This is a genomic window from Micromonospora sp. WMMD737 (assembly GCF_049179055.1).
In the GTDB taxonomy this organism is placed as follows: Bacteria; Actinomycetota; Actinomycetes; order Mycobacteriales; family Micromonosporaceae; genus Micromonospora; species Micromonospora reichwaldensis.
The window spans coordinates 136,658-152,919 of sequence record NZ_JBMHMH010000001.1 but is presented as its reverse complement, the minus strand read 5'-3'; the positions used below and the strand labels follow the sequence as shown (position 1 = coordinate 152,919).

Here is a 16,262-nt window from a genome sequence, read left to right as displayed (position 1 = left end):
GTCCTGCACCACGCGCCTCGCGGCAGGAGGCTACTGAAGGAGCGCTTTCCGTACGTCGAGGACGGGGCCGGTGGGCCACTACCATGCGCGCATGGCTCACGTTGCTCGGGCCCGCAGGCCGTGGCCGCTGCTCGTCGCCGTGGCGGTCCTGTTGGCGCTCGGCGCGGCCACGGCCTGGGGCGTCGGCGACGCGTTGGGGCTGAGCCACTCCCCCGCCGCCGTGCCGCGCGAGGACGCCGTCGCCGCCCCGGCGCGGACGCCTGCACCGGTCCCGCCGTTGGCGTCCCTCGTCGTGCCCGACGAGCCGCGCGTCAGGAAGGCCGCGACCGCCGTCGCCGACGCGGTCGTCTCCCGTGGCCTGCCCCGGCCGGTGCTCGCTCCGACCGCGCCGCGCCCGGCCAGGTCCGCGGCGGCCGCGCCGGGCATCGGCGCGGTCCCGGACCTGTCGGCGGTGACGACGCTGCGGGCGGGCGTGCTGGCCGCCCTCGGCGGGGCGCCCGAGTCGTACCGGCTCGACGTGCACGGCACCGAGCTGGCCGTCCAGGGCGGCGACGTCGCGGGCGTGGCAGCCGGGATGTACCGGCTGGCCGACCGGATCCGCTCCGGTGCCGAGGCGCTCCCCGCGGCGGACGCGGGTCGGGTGGTCGTCCCCCGGCTCGGCCTGCGGCTGACCGACGCGGGCTCGGTGGGGCGCGAGCCCGACCCGGCCGCCTTCGCCGCGGGCGACGACTACGGCCTGAACACCGACGTGGTCACCTCGGCGGTGCTGCCTGGCGCACCGTGGGTGGACGCCGGCGCGGTGGCTCGCATCGACGCGCAGTTCCGGCAGTTCGTCGACCACTCGGTGGCGCAGGGATTCAACGGGATCGTCGTGCCCGGCTTCCTGGAGTACGTCACGTTCGCGAAGGTCGGCGACGGGCGCGCGGTCTACCCGCCCGGCGACCCGCACGTCGACCGCGCGCGGGCGATGGTCGCGGCGTTCGGCCCCGTCTTCCGGTACGCCGAGGAGATGGGCGTGCGGGTCTTCCTGCTGACCGACATGCTCGCGGTGTCGCCCCCGCTGGAGGCGTACCTCACGCGGACCGTCGGCGGCCTCGACGTGGCCGACCCTCGACTGTGGGCGGTCTACCAGGCCGGGCTGGCCGAGCTGTTCGAGAGCATGCCGTTCCTCGACGGCCTGATGGTCCGCGTCGGCGAGGGCGGCGAGGTGTACGCCGGGACCGGCTGGGACTACTCGTCGAGGCTCGCGGTCACCACGGAGACGTCCGTGCGCGCGATGCTGCGGGCGCTGCTGGACACCGCGGGCGCGGCCGGCAAGGAGATCATCTTCCGCACCTGGACGGTGGGCGTCGGCGCCGTCGGCGACCTGCACACCAACCCGGAGTCGTACGCGCGGGTGCTCGGCGGGCTCGACGACCCGCACCTGATCGTGTCCACCAAGTACACCCTTGGCGACTTCTACAGCCACCTGCCGCTGAACACCACCCTGCTGGGCGGCAAGCATCGCCGCATCGTGGAGTTCCAGGCCCGGCGCGAGTTCGAGGCGTTCGGCTCGCTGCCCAACGACCTCGGCCCACTGCACCGCCAGGCGCTGCGCGCGTTCCTCGCCGCCAACCCGCACGTCGAGGGCGTCTGGAACTGGACCCAGGACGGCGGGCCGCTGCGCGCCGGGCCCATGTCGCTGCACCTGCGCGCCGGCTTCTGGCAGCTCTACGACCTCAACACGTACGCCGTCGGCCGCCTGGCCTGGGACCCGCACGCCGACCCGGCGCAGATCACGGCGGACTGGGCGTACCGCACGTTCTCCGGCGACCCGGCCACCGTCGCCGCGATCGGGCAGGCCATGGCGCTGTCCCGGCAGGCGGTCACCAGGGGCCTCTACATCGGCCCGTACGCCGACCGGTCGGTGCGGGCGCTCGGGCTGGAACCGCCGCCCATGATGTGGATCTTCGAGTGGGACATCCCGACCGGCGACTCCGCCGCGCTGGGCAGCATCTACGCGGTGACCGGCGACCGCGTCGACGAGGCGATCGAGGAGGGCACGCAGGCCGTCGCGTTGGCCCGGCGCATGCGCGACCTGGTCGCCGCGACCGACCCGGCGACCTGGCGCGACGCCGAACTGCGCGGGCGCTTCACCGCGACGCTCGACTACCAGGTCGACCTGTTCGGGACGCTGGGCGCGTACCGGGCCATGGTGTTACGGCACGCGCAGTGGCTGGACACCGGCTCCCCGGCCGCCCGCCACGACTGGCGGCTGGCCGCGGCGGCGTACCACGACGCACGCGACGCGCACCGGCAGCGCTACGGCGCCGACCTGGACCTGCCCGCGTACAACTTCACCGCCGCCGACCTCGGGGCGCGGCGTGCCGACCGGGATCCGGCGATGGCCTGGGCGGCCCGGGCGTTGCTCGGGTCGATCCTGCTCGTGGTGCTGCTCGGCCTGCGCGGGCGCGGGTTCGGCGCGGCCGCCGCGCGCGGGTTGCTGCTCGGCGCGCTCCGGCCGTGGCGGGTCGCCGCGCTGCCGGCGCCCGGGGCGCGGGCGGACCGGGTGTCGGTGTGGCTGGTCCCGGCCGTGGTGATCATCGCGAGCCGGCTCGTGCTGACCTGGTTCGCCGCGCCGGCGCACCTGCTGGTCACGCTTGCTGGGTGGGCGCTGTTCGCCCTCGTCGTACGCCTCGTCGTCGGCCGCCGGAACCCGTTCCACCTGTGGGCCGTGGTCGGCGGCGTCGCGCTGCTGCGCAGCGTGCTGCTGCTGGCCGCGCTCGCCGGGCGCGGACCGGGCGGCTACTGGTTCGCCTTCTGGACCGCGCCGGGTCTGCGCGCGGCGTACGTCACCGTCGCGTTCGCGGCGTTCGGCTGGCTGTTCGTGGCCGCCGCCGTGGTCCTGCGGGACCGGTACGGCCTGCGCCGCCGAAGCGCCGTCGGGCTTACCCTCACCGCCGCGGGCGTGCCCCTCGGCGTGTTGTCCGCCCTGGTCTCGGTGGTGGGCCTGGAACGCGCGCTGACGGTGTGGAACGACCAGCTCGCGCTGCTGCCCTGGGGCCTGTCCCGCATCCTCGGCATCACCGTGCACCTGGGCATCCCCACCCAGCTCCCCGCGTACACCGCCGCCGCCGGGGCCGCCCTCGCCGTCGCCGGTCTGCTCCTGTCGCTCGGCCGGCCGGCGGGAGGGCTCCCGCCGGCCGGCCGTCGGCGTCACCGGCCGTAGACCTCGAACTCGTGCAGCGAGAACCCGTACGAGGTGGCCCGCTTGAGCCCGTACACCCGTACGTAGCGGGCGGCGACCGGGGCGAAGGTGGCGTTGTCGACGCCGCCGTTGCCGGTGGTGGTGGCGAACACCGGCGTCCAGGAGCTGCCGTCGCCGGAGACCTCGATCCGGTACGACGTGCCGTACGCGGACTCCCAGCGCAGCACCGCCCGGCTGACGGTGCGGGCCGCCCCGAGGTCGACCCGGAGCCACTGGTTGTCGTTGTAGCTGCTGGCCCAGCGGCTGCTCAGGCTGCCGTCGACCGCCTTGTCCGGCGTGTGGCCGGTCAGGAACTGGGTGCTCGACGCGGTGGCCGGGCGACCCTGGGCCAGGTTGGTGACGTCGTCGCCCCGGCGGGCCGGGAACGAGACGACCTGCTGGTAGGTGGGGCGGTTCTGCCAGGCGATCACCGGGTGGGTGATGCCGCCGAGGCCGGAGTGGGCGATCGAGTCGGCGCACCACTGGTCGCCGGCGGAGCAGGACTTGTCGCCCGGGTAGACGGTGGTGGCCGGCACGGCCGCCGCCTGCCCGAGCGCGCCGAGCAGCGCCGTCCGGCACGCGGCCAGGTTGCCGCCGCCGCAGTACGCCCGCCCGAGGCCGCCGGCCACCGGGTCGCCGAGCACGGTGCGCACGTCCTTGTCGACGTAGCCCCACCAGCCGTACTGGAACGCCGAGCCCTTGTGCGCCTGGCCCTGCAACGCCCAGCTCGCGGCGCCGTCGCGCCCGCCGTTCTGGCCGCCCGACGGCGCCTCGTTGACCTCGATGGCGTCCACCAGCGCGGCGTAGAGGTCCGGCCCGAGACCGGGGCGGAACTGCGCCGAGGCGAGCAGCGGCCACCACGCGTCGAAGATCCGGATGGCGTCGGCGTGCTGATAGACCTTGGAGCCTGGCGTGGTCTCCACCCGCCGGGCGCCGGCCTGCTGCCAGGCCCGCAGCTTGCCGATCGCGTCGGCCAGCGCCGGGTCGGCGACCGGCGCGCTGTCCAGCACCCGCAGCAGGTCGCCGAGGACCTGCTGGCCGCGCAGGTCGGTCACCGCCGCGTCCGCCATGATCTTCACGACGTCGGCGCGGCCGAGCTTGCGCTGGGCGATCGCCGCGCGCACCGGGCCGTCGAGCAGCTGACCCCGGTGTACGGAGCCGAAACTGAAGTTGCCGTCCGCCGCCCCGAAGTCCCGCGCCTGCTTGTTGTTCCAGCTCACGTAGTAGTCCTGGTTGACCGACTGGGGGTGGGCCGAGAGCGGAAGGTAGGTGGCGTCGTTGGTGTCCGGGTTCCAGCCGACCCACTCGTACGCCGGTTCGGCCTTCGCCGGCAGGTTCGGGTCGACGGTGGCCGGGCGGACCGGGTTCGAGCCGGAGTTGAAGTACGCCGCCTCGGTGGAGTTGACGTAGAACCAGTTGAACGCGTACCCGACGCTCGCGGCGGACGTCTGGAACGTCGCCGCGTTGCCCATCGCCGACGGGTCGTTGAATGCCTGGAAGCCGATCGCCGAGTCGGCCTCGTGCCGGTAGGTGGAGCGCAGCTTGGTGAACGCGGTCGGCTGCCCGTTCACCAGCCCCCGGTAGGCGACCAGCCCGTACCTGGTGCGCAGCGCGCGCAGCGTGTACGAGCCCGCCGGGGTGGAGTCGGCCAGCGTCGGTGACCAGGAGTTGCGCTGCTCCAGCGTCTCCATGGCCAGGCACTGGCCGTGGTAGAGGTAGCGGTTGCTGCGCAGCGTCGGCGCGCTGCCGTCGGTGGTGCACAGCGGCACCGCGTACGTGTCGGTGAGGTCCTGCGAGGCGGAGGTGGCGCTCCACGCGTAGTCCTGGCCGCGGCCGAGCAGCACGTAGAGGTTCAGCCCGGCGAACGCGGCGCCGCGCGCGCTGATGCCCGGCCCCTGCAACTCCTGGAGCATCAGCAGTTGCGGGGCGAAGTAGCCGGTCTGCGGGCCGAACACGGCGACCGGGTTGCCGGTGGTGGTGTGCCGTCCGGAGACCACGACCGCGTTGGACATGCCGTGCGCGCGCAGGTTGGCCAGGCCGCCGACCAGTTCCTGGGTGGCGGTGCTGGCGCCGGTGCGCGCGGCGGCCCCGCCGGTCTGGTCGTAGGCGAGCGGCTCGGCGACCACCGTGCCGGCGTCGGGGAGCACCGCGCTGGTCGCGCCGGGCGGCGTCGCGCCGTACGGGAAGCTCTGCCCGTCGTGGAGGGTGAGCACGGTCTCCGGGTCGTTCTGCGACCGGAACGCCGCCCACACCCGGTCGCCCTCGGTGGCGCCGTACTTGGCCCGGGCGGCCACCCGGACCAGCGCGGACTGGATCTCGCTGCCGCCGCCCCCGCCGAAGAGGCCGCCGATCACGCCGGCGGTGGCGATCAGGTCGGTCATGGTGAAGTGCTTCGGTTTGCCGGCGCCGGCGAGCACGTACTCGCCGGGGTAGTTGTCGTCGGCGATCGACTTGTCGATGTAGGCGTTGATGCCGGCGATGTAGTCGACCACGTCGGTGTAGAGCTGCTGGCCCCGGGCGCCCTTGGTACGCAGCGCGTTCACCTGGGCCTGGAGGTCCGCCTCGGTGTAGGGCGAGTTGGCCCAGACGCTCTGCTCCAGCTCCCGGTTGCCGGGGGCGCCGCCGGCGAACGAGGTAACCTTGCCGCGGCCGACGTGCCGCAGCAGGTCCATCACCCAGAGCCGGTCCTGGGCCCCGGCGTAGCCTGCGCCGAACATGGTGCCGGCGCGGGTGGTGCCGGTGATGTGCGGGACGCCGGTGGCCTTGTCCCGCACGATGGTGACGTCGGCGCGCGGCGAGACGGTGCTCTCGACCTGCGCGGCGGGGACGCCGAAGGAGGCGTCGTTGAAGAAGTGGGCGATCTGCTCGTCGGTCAGCCCGGCGTAGTTGTAGACCAGGTTCGCGTACTCGTCGAGCTGGTCGCTGGAGTGCGCGGGGCGGGTGCCGAGCGCCTGGTGGGCCAGGATGGCGGCCAACGTGGCGTTGCCGTTCTGCCCGGGGGGCAGGATGTCGGCGCACTGGCCGAGGCAGTAGTCGTTGGCGGCGAACGTGCTGGCGGCCACCGCCGGTGACGGCGGGGTGACGGTCAGGACGCTCGCGGTCAGGGCGGCGGCGGTGAACGCCGCGAGCCTGGCGCGGAGTGGGGGACGGGGCATGAGAGTTCCTCCGGGGGACGCGGAGTGGGCCTTCGGTACGCCCGGCTGCCGTGCCGACGTCTCGCCCTCCGCGCCCGGGCGTTCCACCCGGAGGTGAGATTGGCTCATATCTATCTCCGGGCAATGATCGCGGCCGACCGCCGCCCGGGATAGCAGTCGTTCACCAACCGCCAATGCCGACGTTTCGCCCCGCCAGCGCCGCTCCCCGGAGGTTCCGGTCACGTAGCCGCTGCTGATGCTCACGCGTCACGGCTTCTCGTCCCGTGAGGTCAGTCTTCGTCTACCGCCAGCACGGCTACGAGAATCCCGCCGCCGGCGCCGACGACAAGGGCGTCCATGGTGTGCCTGGTGACCGGGCTCCACGAGCCCCGATCGGTGTTCGTCCACCATCGGGTCCCCTGCCCGAGCAACGTGATCAGCTTCTCGAACACGTCCCGGGCCTTGTCGACGGGGTAGCGGCCCCGCAGGCCGTAGGCGAGCGTCCGCGACGTCATCCCCACCAGCATGGCGACCGCCGCTTCCCGATCCACCTCCGCCAGGCACGCTGCCAGCTCGTCAGCATCCTGAGGCGCCTGGGGCGGACCACCGAACGCACTGGCCGAGTCGATGACACCCCAGTCGGCCATGGTGGCGAACACGCCCGAGAGAGGGTCCCCGCCACCGACGAACCTGATCAAGGTCCACAAATGCTCGTTGCCGTAGGGTCCCGGTAGTCCGGCCAGGAGATGCTGGACCCTCGCGAGCCGCTCAGACGCGTCCAACGCCGGTCACCCTGTCGGCCCATTCTCCGGCCGGAACTCGTGGACGACCTCGATCAGCCCGACGATGTGCTGGTTGAACTCGTCGAGCTCCTCAGCGGGCACCCACAGCTCAAGGATGTCGCGCCCGCCGGCCTGCCGGACCGGGTAACGGGAGGCGAACACGCGGTCGACCTCGAAGCGGGTGACGTAACCGACGCCGGAGGCGGGAACGTTCCAGTCCCGGGCGATCATGATCGCGTACTGCTCGTTCAGGACCGGATAGAAGATCGGCTGGTCGGGCAGTCGCGGCGGCCATGCCTTCCAGCCGGAAGCGCGCACAAGTTCGAGCTCCTCGGGGCCGGTCGGCCGCCACAGGGTCATCGTCTCGGCCACCGCGGCACTCCTTCCTGGCCGGCGCAGAGTACCGGCTGGTCGACGTCGTGGACCAGTCGGTTTCCGTCTTCAGCGTCGCCGGACGGCCGAGTCAAAAGCCTGTGACCAGGGCCGCAGGCAGTTCCGCTTTGATCCACTACGGTGGTGGAGCCGCCACACGTGACCGGAGGACGCACATGGCCCGCCTTTACAAACCCGGACCGAAGCAGTTCGTCTTCTCGGTGGGTGATGGCAACGATCAACAAGTCTCGGTGGGTGACCCTCAGGAGGCCTACGTGGCGTTCTCTGCGTTCTTCCGGGGTCGCGAGTCTGACACCTACATCATCAAGGACGAACCGGCGGGGCAGAGTCTGGTACTCATGCCCCGGCTGGGGGTGATCTCCCGGACCAGGGACGCGGACCAACCTCGGTCGGAACATCTCCAGGTCGACAGGCCCAACCGCTACCTCCCGAGCGCGATGCTGTTCTTCGAGAACGGATACGCCGGCCTCGACCGATTCGGCCAGTGGTTCTCCGACCTCTCCGACCTCGACGCGTCACCGGAGATCCGCGGGGCCGCCCGCGCCGCCACGATCACGACGGAAGCAGCGGCGATCGAAGAAGTCGCCCGGATCTGGGCGGACTCGGGCATCGTCGACCCGAGCGACAAGTACTACGTCTTCTTCGACTCGCACGGTGTCGACGACGACCGGGCCGAACGAGCCGAACTGCTCCAGTTGATCGAGTTCCTCGGTCTCGAACGAGTCGACGCCCCGCCCGGGGCCGCCGGGGGCGAGGTGTGGGTACGCACCGACGCACGCCTCGACGTCGAAGCTGCACGGTGGTCGTGAACAGGCGGTGCGGGGAGGCCTGAACGGTGAGAGACATCGTTTTCACGCGTAGCAGCGGCTGGATCCCGAACGTGATCCGCGAGGACGGCGAGCTGAAGTTGATGCTCGCCGCCGGGGCCGACGCCAACCATGAGCCCCGCACCTTCACGTTCCCGATCGAGGAGGCCCACCTCGCGGTGATCCGGGAGGACCTGGCCAGACACCTGCTGCTGTGGAGTGCGGTCCTTCCGCTGTGCGACGCCGCCGGCACCCGGGGCCGGCTCGACGAGGACGCTGCCGTCGCGCTCCTGGACCCGGTCCTGCTCTCCTCGCCCGCGGACGTCGACGCGATCTTCCGGCGCGTCCGGTGGGACAGGGGCCGGCTCGTCGCCCACGGCGCCGACATCGAACTACTTGAGCGCGGCCAGGTCTGCGAGGCGATGCGCGCGGCGACGGAGGGGGCGAACGAGAAACGTGCCCAGGAGCATCACGCCGACCGCCGTCGCGCCGAGCGCGGAGTAGTCCTCGGGCCACTCGACGCCGCGATTCTGCGGTACACGGGCCAGTATCTGCATGGCGCGACGATTCCCAGGCGGATACCCGATGCCGTCGACCCCGCGCTGCTCCCCCAGGTCATGCGTGTGATCGCCACCGCGGAGCAGGCATGCGCCGGGATGCGGATCGGCCTCGATCCGCGGCGGGGAAGGCGGGCCACGGACAAGCGCGCCTGGGACCGGATGGCGGCGACGGTCGACGCGGCCGTGCGCCGCGCGTACCCCGAACTCGTCGATGACGCGGTACGGACGGTGAGCTTCCTGATGTGCTCGGAGGCTGCGGACCGCTCCAGGAGCACCCCGGCGGAAGACGACGAGGAGGCTGCCGACGACCACGCCGACGTCGGTGGGAGTGCGAGAAAGACGGCCCTGTCGTTCACCGACGACAAGGGCGGCGAGAAGAAGTGGCTGCGGGACGGTCCTCGTACTGCCTCCGCCGAGTTCTGGGAGTTCGTCGCCGATCGCTCTGCCGCGGACAACGAAGTGTTCACCATCGAGGACGAGGAGATGGGCGAGGGGATCCAGCTGCACTTCTACGCGGACTCCATCGCCCGGATCACGACGGTGCGACACGGGGAAGCCGGGTCGGATCCGCAGTACCAGGTCGAGTACAGCCTGGTCGACGGGATCGGCGGGTACCGCAACCTGGTGAGCGCCTTCGTCCGCGGCGGCTGCGCCGCGCTCGAACAGCACGGTCCCTGGATGTCGGATGTCGCCGAGTTCGAGCGCGCGCGTCGTCGGCGCGACGCCGGTAGTCACCGAGGGAAGCCGTGACGACCGCAGCGTCAAGGCCCAGCGGTTCGGCCTGAACCGCCAAGAGCGGATCGCCTCGATCGTGCGTGCCGTGGCGAAGTACCTACGCGACCACCAGGCCACGCTGGCTCAGCTTCGCGCAGAATTTCGGCAACGGTGCCCGAACTGAGGGCAGCAGAAGCAAGCGACGAACCCCAAACCCGCAAGCGTTCCTGACGAACCACCGAGATACCGGCGATAGCTCGGATCACTTCGATTCGGCAGTCCCGGGCGCTGCCGGCGTGCCGACCCTGCTCACTTGACGAGACGCGCGGATTGCGGCATGAGCGAGCACCTGATCGGCCCGGCACCCCACCGCCGTACGCGCTCCGGTCGACTGACCGCCGGCCACCGTCTGCGACCGTGCGGACAGCCGGAAACGCGTTTCTCCGACTGGTGTTCGCTGCGTAGGATCTCCGGCGATCAAGGGGGATGAGACGGTGGGCGATTTCCAGCAGTTCGTGACGGATGTGAGTTCGCGCCTGTCCACGATGTCCAGGGGTGAGTTGTACGCCGTCGGCGACGGTCTCGACCGGGACTCACTCTGGCTCACCTTTCTCGATTCCTTCCCCGCCGGCACCAATCTGCGGTTTCGTGAGCGATCCGAGTACGACTGCTCGACCTGCCGCGGTTTCATCAAGCACTTCGGCAACGTCGTCGAGATCCACGACGGGCGGGTCCGTACCGTCTGGTCCGGCGTGTCGGCATCCGACCCGGTCTTCTCCGTCGTCGCCGCCGCTCTGGACGAGTTCGTTCTTTCGCTGCCGTTGTCCACCATCTTCCGGTCCGCTCAGGCGCAGTACGGGACGAAGACCACCCGGACGCTGCGCGACGGCCAGGTCGAGGTGTGGCACCACCTGCACGGCCGGGTGGAGAAGCGGCATCGCATCGAGGACGTCGGCGCGGCGCAGGGCGACTTTGACGCCGCGGTGCAGGTCTTCCAGCGTGGCCTGGCCGAGCTGACCCGGCACGCTCTGGACACCGTCGTCGACCTCGTCGACGACAACGCCCTCTACCGCGGGGCGGAGCATCGCCGAGCGGTGACCGAGTTCCGCTCGCTGCAGAACCGGTGGACGCAGGCGACCGACCGACGTGCCTTCGTCTTCGCCAACGCCATGAACCCGGCGGCCCGGTTCCGCAACACGGTGATCGGCACCCTCGTCCAGGATCTCTCCGCGGGCGTCGACCTGGAGCAGGCCGTCCGGTCGTTCGAGGCGAAGGTGGCGCCGCAGAATTACCAGCGCCCCACGGCGTTGATCACTCCGGGCATGGTCAAGGCCGCCATGAGGACCATTGCCGAGTTGGGCATCGAGGAGTCGTTGCAGCGACGGTTCGCCCGGCTGTCCGACGTGTCGGTCACCAACGTGCTGTGGGTCGACAACGACGCCCAGGCACGGATGAAGGACGGCATCGAAGGGCTGCTCATGCAGGCGGCCACCACCCGGTCGTCAGGTGCGCTCCTACGCGACGCCAAGCCGGAGGAGATTCCCGTGGTCTCCTTCATGAAGGACATCCTGCCCGGCGCCGCCACCATCGACCTGTGGGTCGCCAGCACCTACGAGCCGCACCTCGTCAGCCTCACCACCGGCCGTCACCCGACTGCTCCGCGGTTGTTCAAGTGGGACAACGATTTCGGCTGGTCGTACGGCGGCAATCTCACCGACTCGATCAGGGAGAGGGTCAAGCGGGCCGGCGGCAACGTCACCGGCAAGCTGCGGGTGAGCCTGTCCTGGTTCAACCACGACGACCTGGACCTGCACGTGTACGAACCCAACGGCGACCACATCTGGTACCAGGAGAAGCGCGACAAGCTGGACGTCGACATGAACGCCAGCGGGCCGCTCTCCCGCGAGCCGGTGGAGAACGTCACCTGGACCGACCGTGTCCCGGACGGTGAGTACCGGATCGAGGTGAACCAGTACCGCAAGCGGGACAGCGCCCAGGTCGGCTTCGTGGTCGAGACCGAGAGCAACGGGAAGATCGAGCATTACCGCCACGAGCGCGCGGTCGGCCACAAGGACACCGTCGAGGTGGGCCGGATGACGGTTGCCGGCGGGGTGATCACCGCTTTCCGGCCGGGTAAGGACGTGCAACCGGGCAGTGCGGGCAAGGAGTTGTGGGGCATCACCACCGAACAGTTCGTACCGGTGTCCACCATCATGTACTCGCCGAACTACTTCGACGACAACGAGGTCGGCAACCGGCACTACTTCTTCATCCTAAAGGGGTGCGTGAACGACAAGCCTGCGCGGGGGATCTACAACGAGTTCCTCCGCAGCGACCTGCAACCGCACCGCAAGGTGTTCGAGGTTCTCGGCGATCGCACCAAGTGCGAGCCGTCTCCGGATCAGCTTTCCGGCCTCGGCTTCAGCTCCACGGTCCGCAGCTCCGTGGTCGCCAAGGTGACCACGACCGGCGGCCGGCGCCGCCTCATCAGCATCCAGTTCTGATCCCCTACCCAGCTATTCCAGAGAGGCTGCCGTGACCATTTTCGAGAAGGCCACACGGGAGAAGTTCCGCTATCCGTCGGCCAAGGGTCTGCTGACCACGGAACAGCTGTGGGAGCTTCCGCTGACCGCCAAGTCCGGCTTCAGCCTCGATGATGTGGCCAAGGCGGTCAACGCCGAGCTGAAGGCCGTCGACACCGAGTCGTTCGTGGCCACCGAGGCCAATCCGGCCAAGGCAACCTGGGAGGCCAAGTTGGAGGTCGTCAAGCACGTCATCGCCGTCCGCCTCACGGAGGACCAGGCGGCGAAGGCGGCGGCGGCCAAGAAGCTGGAGAAGGAGAAGCTGCTGGCGGTCCTGGCCCGCAAGCAGGACGCGGTCCTGGAAGACCTGACCGAGGCAGAGCTGCTGGCCCGGATCAACAACCTGTAGCCCGCCGACAATCAGCGTCTGCCCGCGGACCCACACATCGCCGAGAAGCACGGTCGCCATGCAAGACCTGTGCGGCCAGGCCGGCGCTCACCGCCACTTCTCGGCGAACTCACATCGGTACCAACAGCGACCGCGACGCCCTCTCATCCGCAGATCCGGTCCCGTCAGCTGGCGGTGCACAAGCTCTCCGAGCATCTGACTGGGAGGGCACTCGGCGTCGTTGTGATCCTCGCCCGGCCCGGGCGCCAGGGTCGGGCCTGGACCGGTTGCGATGTCCCAGCGCGGCTGTGTGCCGGGACCGATGTCGCGACGCGGAGGCAGCGCTGCGGCGGCGACAACTCGTCGTCCGGACTGACCGGGCCGTGTGGGGCGGCTATGCCGATCGGCTCGGGGCTGGCGAGCTGTCGAGCAGGGCGCCCAGTGCGGCGGCGGACTCGTCGGTCAGGCGGTAGACGCCCTGGAGGCTGACGGAGCGTTCGAGACGGCCGTCGACGACGTACTTCAGGGTGCGCTGGTCACCGCGCCGGTTACGCCAGGTCAGCGTGCCGAGCAGGTCACCGGGAACGGTGACGTCGAAGCGGATCGGGGTGGCCTCGACATGCACCGGGACCGCTCCGCACCCGTCCGCACCGAGCATCGCCCAGGCGTCGTGGCCCGGATGGGCCGGATCCCGCCAGGTCACCGGGGCGCTGCCGCAGCAGTCGCGCCGCTGCTTGTCGACGACGCGGAGCCGGCTCACCACGTGCAGCACGCAACGGTTGACGTGCAGCGCGAAGACGTCGTCGCCAACCCCGACGCTGGTCCAACTGGGCAGGGACTGGTGCACCCCGCTGAACGCCACCGGAGGTCGCTCGCCGACCCGGTGACGACGCAGCTCCCGGCAGACATCCTGGGTCCACAGCGCGGTGAAGGCAGCCGACATGGCCGTGATCGTAGGAGCCCCGACCGACAGTTACGGCCGTGACGCCACCGGCCGCGAGCGGACCTCGGCACCCGTCCCCGCACTGTGGACGGAAGGGTCACGGTCGCCTGTTACCTTCGCAGCCCCCGACGTGGAAAGGGCTGCCGCAGTGGAACGCACCACGGCCTACACCGACTCCTGGTACCGGCAGCCCGACCCGGTCGAGCGGGAGGACGGCCGTCGGCTGACGAACCAGCACTGGGTACGCGTGGCGGCGGTGTGGCTGCTGGCGATGTGGTCGCCGGAGCAGGCTGCCGGCTGGTCGTGGACGGTGGTGTCCGGCCGGACCAGGTCCCGCCGGGATCAGCAGTGGCCGGAGCCGCCGCCGTTGACGGAGATCGCGGACGCCGCCGACCTTCCGGAGGTCACCGGCGCGACGGTGCTGACCAGTCGGGTGTCGGTCGGGCCGGGACGGCCGTACGAGCCGGTGCGCACCGACGAGGAGGTGGCGACCGAACTCGTCAGCCTGATCTCGGCCGTGGTGGGGACACCCGACCGGCGCGCGGAAGTGCTGGTGCGGTTCCTCGCCGACGAGCTGGCCGGCCCGTACGCCGATCTGCTCCGGCTGACCACCGACAGCGAGCGGCCGGACGAACCGGACCGGCCGGCGCCGCTGCACCTGCTGCACCGCGACTTCGACGGCAGCACCCTGCGGGTCTCGCTGCATCCGGCTCCGGAAGTTCGACAGCCCCCGGTCACCGACTCCGATGGTGCCGACGCCGCCCTGCGGACCAGGCTGGCCTGCATCATGACGTTGCTGAGCGACCTGCTCTGGGTCAACAACAACAGCCCGGTCACCTTCCGGTTCCGGATCGGCCGGCTCGACCCCGGGAACGGCGATCCGCTGGCCGCCGCAGCCCGCTGGTGGGTCGAGAACCGCGAGGACGCGGACGAACACGACGAGGAGGCGTTCCGGCCCGTACCGGCCGCCGACCTGCGTGCCGGTCTCCGCAATCTGGTACGCCTGCACCTGAACGAGCTGTTCGACGGGAGCTGGGACGGCATCGACGAGTTCCCGGAGCTGCCGGCCGACCACCTCGCGACGTTCCTGGGCGACGACCTGATCGATCTCGTCCTGTCCCGGATGGGTGCCGATGTCCACCTCGGATACGCCGGCCTGCTGCCGGCGACCTGGCCACCCGACGACGAGGACTTCGAGGAGGATCCACAGACCACCGTGCTGCTGGTCGGCCGGCACGAGGTCGCGGTCCTGGAGATCGACATGACCTGCTGAACCGGTCACGCGGGCGAGCCGGACGCCGAGCGGGTCGACGGGGCGGCCGCCCGGGAGCCGCGACCGGAGTACGGGGTCCGGTCGCGGCTGCCGGGCGACAGCGTCAGCGCTGCGGCAGTGGCCTGACCAGTGTCGGTGCGCCCGGCGCCGGGACGACCGCCGGCACCCGGGCGACGGTGGCGGTCCGCGCCGCGACGGCGCTCTCACCGACAAGTGCCGTGTTCAGGAACCCGCCGACCGCCTCGCCGATCGGGTCCGGCGTGCCGGGCAGCGCGTAGTGCGTCACGTTCTGGGCGAGGCTCACCTGCCGCCGACCGTCCGGAGTGTGCAGCGAGATGGCGCTGTGCCCGAAGACCAGGCCGTCGTGCCCCCAGACGTCGCCGGTGGGCCAGGTCATCCGGTAGAGGCCGAGCCCGTAGCCGCCGACCTCCGGCTGAGCCGGGTCGAACGGCACGGTGGTCTTCATCGCGGCCAGTTGGGCCGGGCGGAGCAGCCGGCCACCGAGCAGCGCCCGGAAGAAGGTGTTCAGGTCGGCCATGGTCGACACGAGCGCCCCGGCCGTCCAGGCCCAGGACATGTTGCTGACGCTGAAATCGCGCAGCTCGCCCTCGTACCACGGGACGTAGCCCCTGCTGTGCGGGCCGGCGATCCGGGGACGCACCCCGGGGAAGTACGTGTGCCGCAGCCCGAGCGGCCGGAGGATCCGCCGGTGCACCTCGTCGGTGGCGGACCGACGGGTGACCCGCTCGATGATCAGCCCGGCCAGGATGTAGTTGGTGTTCGAGTAGGAGAAGGCCGCGCCCGGTGCCCCGGTCGACGGCTGACCGAGGCCGGCCTGCACGAGTTGGCGCGGCGTGAACGTGGTGGACCGGTGCCGATCGATGTCCTCCGGGGTGGCGAAGATGACGTGGTCGTAGTCGCTGATCCCGCTGGTGTGGTCGAGCAGCATCCGGACGGTCACCCCGGCGACCGCGAACTCCGGAAGGTACCGGCCGATCGGGGCGTCCAGCGCGAGCCGGCGCTCACCGACGAGTTGCAGCAGCGTCGCGGCCACGAAGGTCTTGGTGATGCTGCCGACCCGGTGCTGGAACCCGGGCAGCACCGGTCGACCGGTCGTCACGTCGGCCACCCCGCTGGCGCCCCGCCACCGGTCCCGTCCGTCGCGCGCCTCGGCGAACACACCGGGCATGCCGGCCTCGGTGATCGCGCGCAGGTCGGCGGTGAGCGCCGCGTCCGGCAACGACCCGGCGGGCGGACGGCCGGCCGCGAGCGCCGGGCCGGCACCTGCCAGCAGGGGCGTCGCGAGTGCCGTACCGGTGGTGGCCAGCAGGAAACTGCGGCGTGACAGGTGCATGTCGCCTCCCGTGTGACGTGACTGCTGCCCATCGTGCCCTGGGCCGACAACCGGAAACGTCAGTCTGCGGACCCACATCGGCCTCCCCATCGGGGATGACCCGGGCTCCGACCCGCGCGGGAGAATCCGTCCGACCCGCGACGGAATGCACCGACGCCGATGCCCGA

General features: G+C 71.2%; 11 protein-coding genes. 6 read left to right on the top strand and 5 right to left on the bottom strand.

The window, feature by feature from the left end:
• Positions 1–91 precede the first annotated feature (91 nt).
• Positions 92–3,208 carry a hypothetical protein gene (locus tag ACN27A_RS00680; RefSeq protein ID WP_421448925.1) on the top strand — a complete coding sequence of 1,039 codons (3,117 nt, stop codon included), beginning with the start codon at positions 92–94 and terminating at the stop codon, positions 3,206–3,208.
• Here ACN27A_RS00680 and ACN27A_RS00675 read toward each other — a convergent pair.
• From ACN27A_RS00675 to ACN27A_RS00665, 3 genes are all read right to left on the bottom strand, one after another.
• Complete coding sequence (locus tag ACN27A_RS00675) at positions 3,196–6,381, bottom strand: penicillin acylase family protein (RefSeq protein ID WP_421448923.1); 3,186 nt, start codon at positions 6,379–6,381, stop codon at positions 3,196–3,198. The two genes, ACN27A_RS00680 and ACN27A_RS00675, sit on opposite strands and share 13 nt — an antisense overlap.
• Positions 6,382–6,650: 269 nt before the next feature.
• Positions 6,651–7,019 carry a hypothetical protein gene (locus ACN27A_RS00670; protein ID WP_421448921.1) on the bottom strand — a complete coding sequence of 123 codons (369 nt, stop codon included), beginning with the start codon at positions 7,017–7,019 and terminating at the stop codon, positions 6,651–6,653.
• A 129-nt stretch (positions 7,020–7,148) separates the two neighbouring features.
• The gene (locus ACN27A_RS00665) at positions 7,149–7,514 is read right to left on the bottom strand and encodes an ADP-ribosylation/crystallin J1 (RefSeq protein ID WP_421448918.1); all 366 of its coding nucleotides are present in this window, start codon (positions 7,512–7,514) and stop codon (positions 7,149–7,151) included.
• A 275-nt stretch (positions 7,515–7,789) separates the two neighbouring features.
• Here ACN27A_RS00665 and ACN27A_RS00660 point away from each other — a divergent pair, with 275 nt between their 5' ends.
• From ACN27A_RS00660 to ACN27A_RS00645, 4 genes are all read left to right on the top strand, one after another.
• Positions 7,790–8,344 (top strand): hypothetical protein, encoded by a 555-nt coding sequence (locus tag ACN27A_RS00660; RefSeq protein WP_421448916.1) that lies wholly within the window; start codon positions 7,790–7,792, stop codon positions 8,342–8,344.
• Positions 8,345–8,370: 26 nt separating this feature from the next.
• A complete protein-coding gene (locus ACN27A_RS00655) occupies positions 8,371–9,651 on the top strand; it encodes a DUF6357 family protein (RefSeq protein ID WP_421448913.1) in 1,281 nt (426 codons plus the stop codon).
• A 458-nt stretch (positions 9,652–10,109) separates the two neighbouring features.
• Positions 10,110–12,119 (top strand): hypothetical protein, encoded by a 2,010-nt coding sequence (locus ACN27A_RS00650; protein WP_421448910.1) that lies wholly within the window; start codon positions 10,110–10,112, stop codon positions 12,117–12,119.
• A gap of 31 nt (positions 12,120–12,150) precedes the next feature.
• Positions 12,151–12,546: a hypothetical protein gene (locus tag ACN27A_RS00645; protein WP_421448908.1), complete on the top strand. Its 396-nt coding sequence runs from the start codon at positions 12,151–12,153 to the stop codon at positions 12,544–12,546.
• A gap of 373 nt (positions 12,547–12,919) precedes the next feature.
• Here the strand turns inward: ACN27A_RS00645 and ACN27A_RS00640 are convergent, their stop codons facing one another.
• Entirely contained in the window at positions 12,920–13,468 is a 549-nt protein-coding gene (locus ACN27A_RS00640; RefSeq protein ID WP_421448905.1) for a hypothetical protein, read from the bottom strand.
• A 148-nt stretch (positions 13,469–13,616) separates the two neighbouring features.
• Between ACN27A_RS00640 and ACN27A_RS00635 the strand changes: the two genes are divergently transcribed.
• A complete protein-coding gene (locus ACN27A_RS00635; protein ID WP_421448902.1) occupies positions 13,617–14,741 on the top strand; it encodes a hypothetical protein in 1,125 nt (374 codons plus the stop codon).
• A 103-nt stretch (positions 14,742–14,844) separates the two neighbouring features.
• On the opposite strand, the gene ACN27A_RS00630 is transcribed toward ACN27A_RS00635, so the two are convergent.
• Positions 14,845–16,095, bottom strand: coding sequence for a serine hydrolase domain-containing protein (locus ACN27A_RS00630; RefSeq protein ID WP_421448900.1), 1,251 nt, complete (start codon positions 16,093–16,095; stop codon positions 14,845–14,847).
• Between the last annotated feature and the right edge of the window lie 167 nt (positions 16,096–16,262).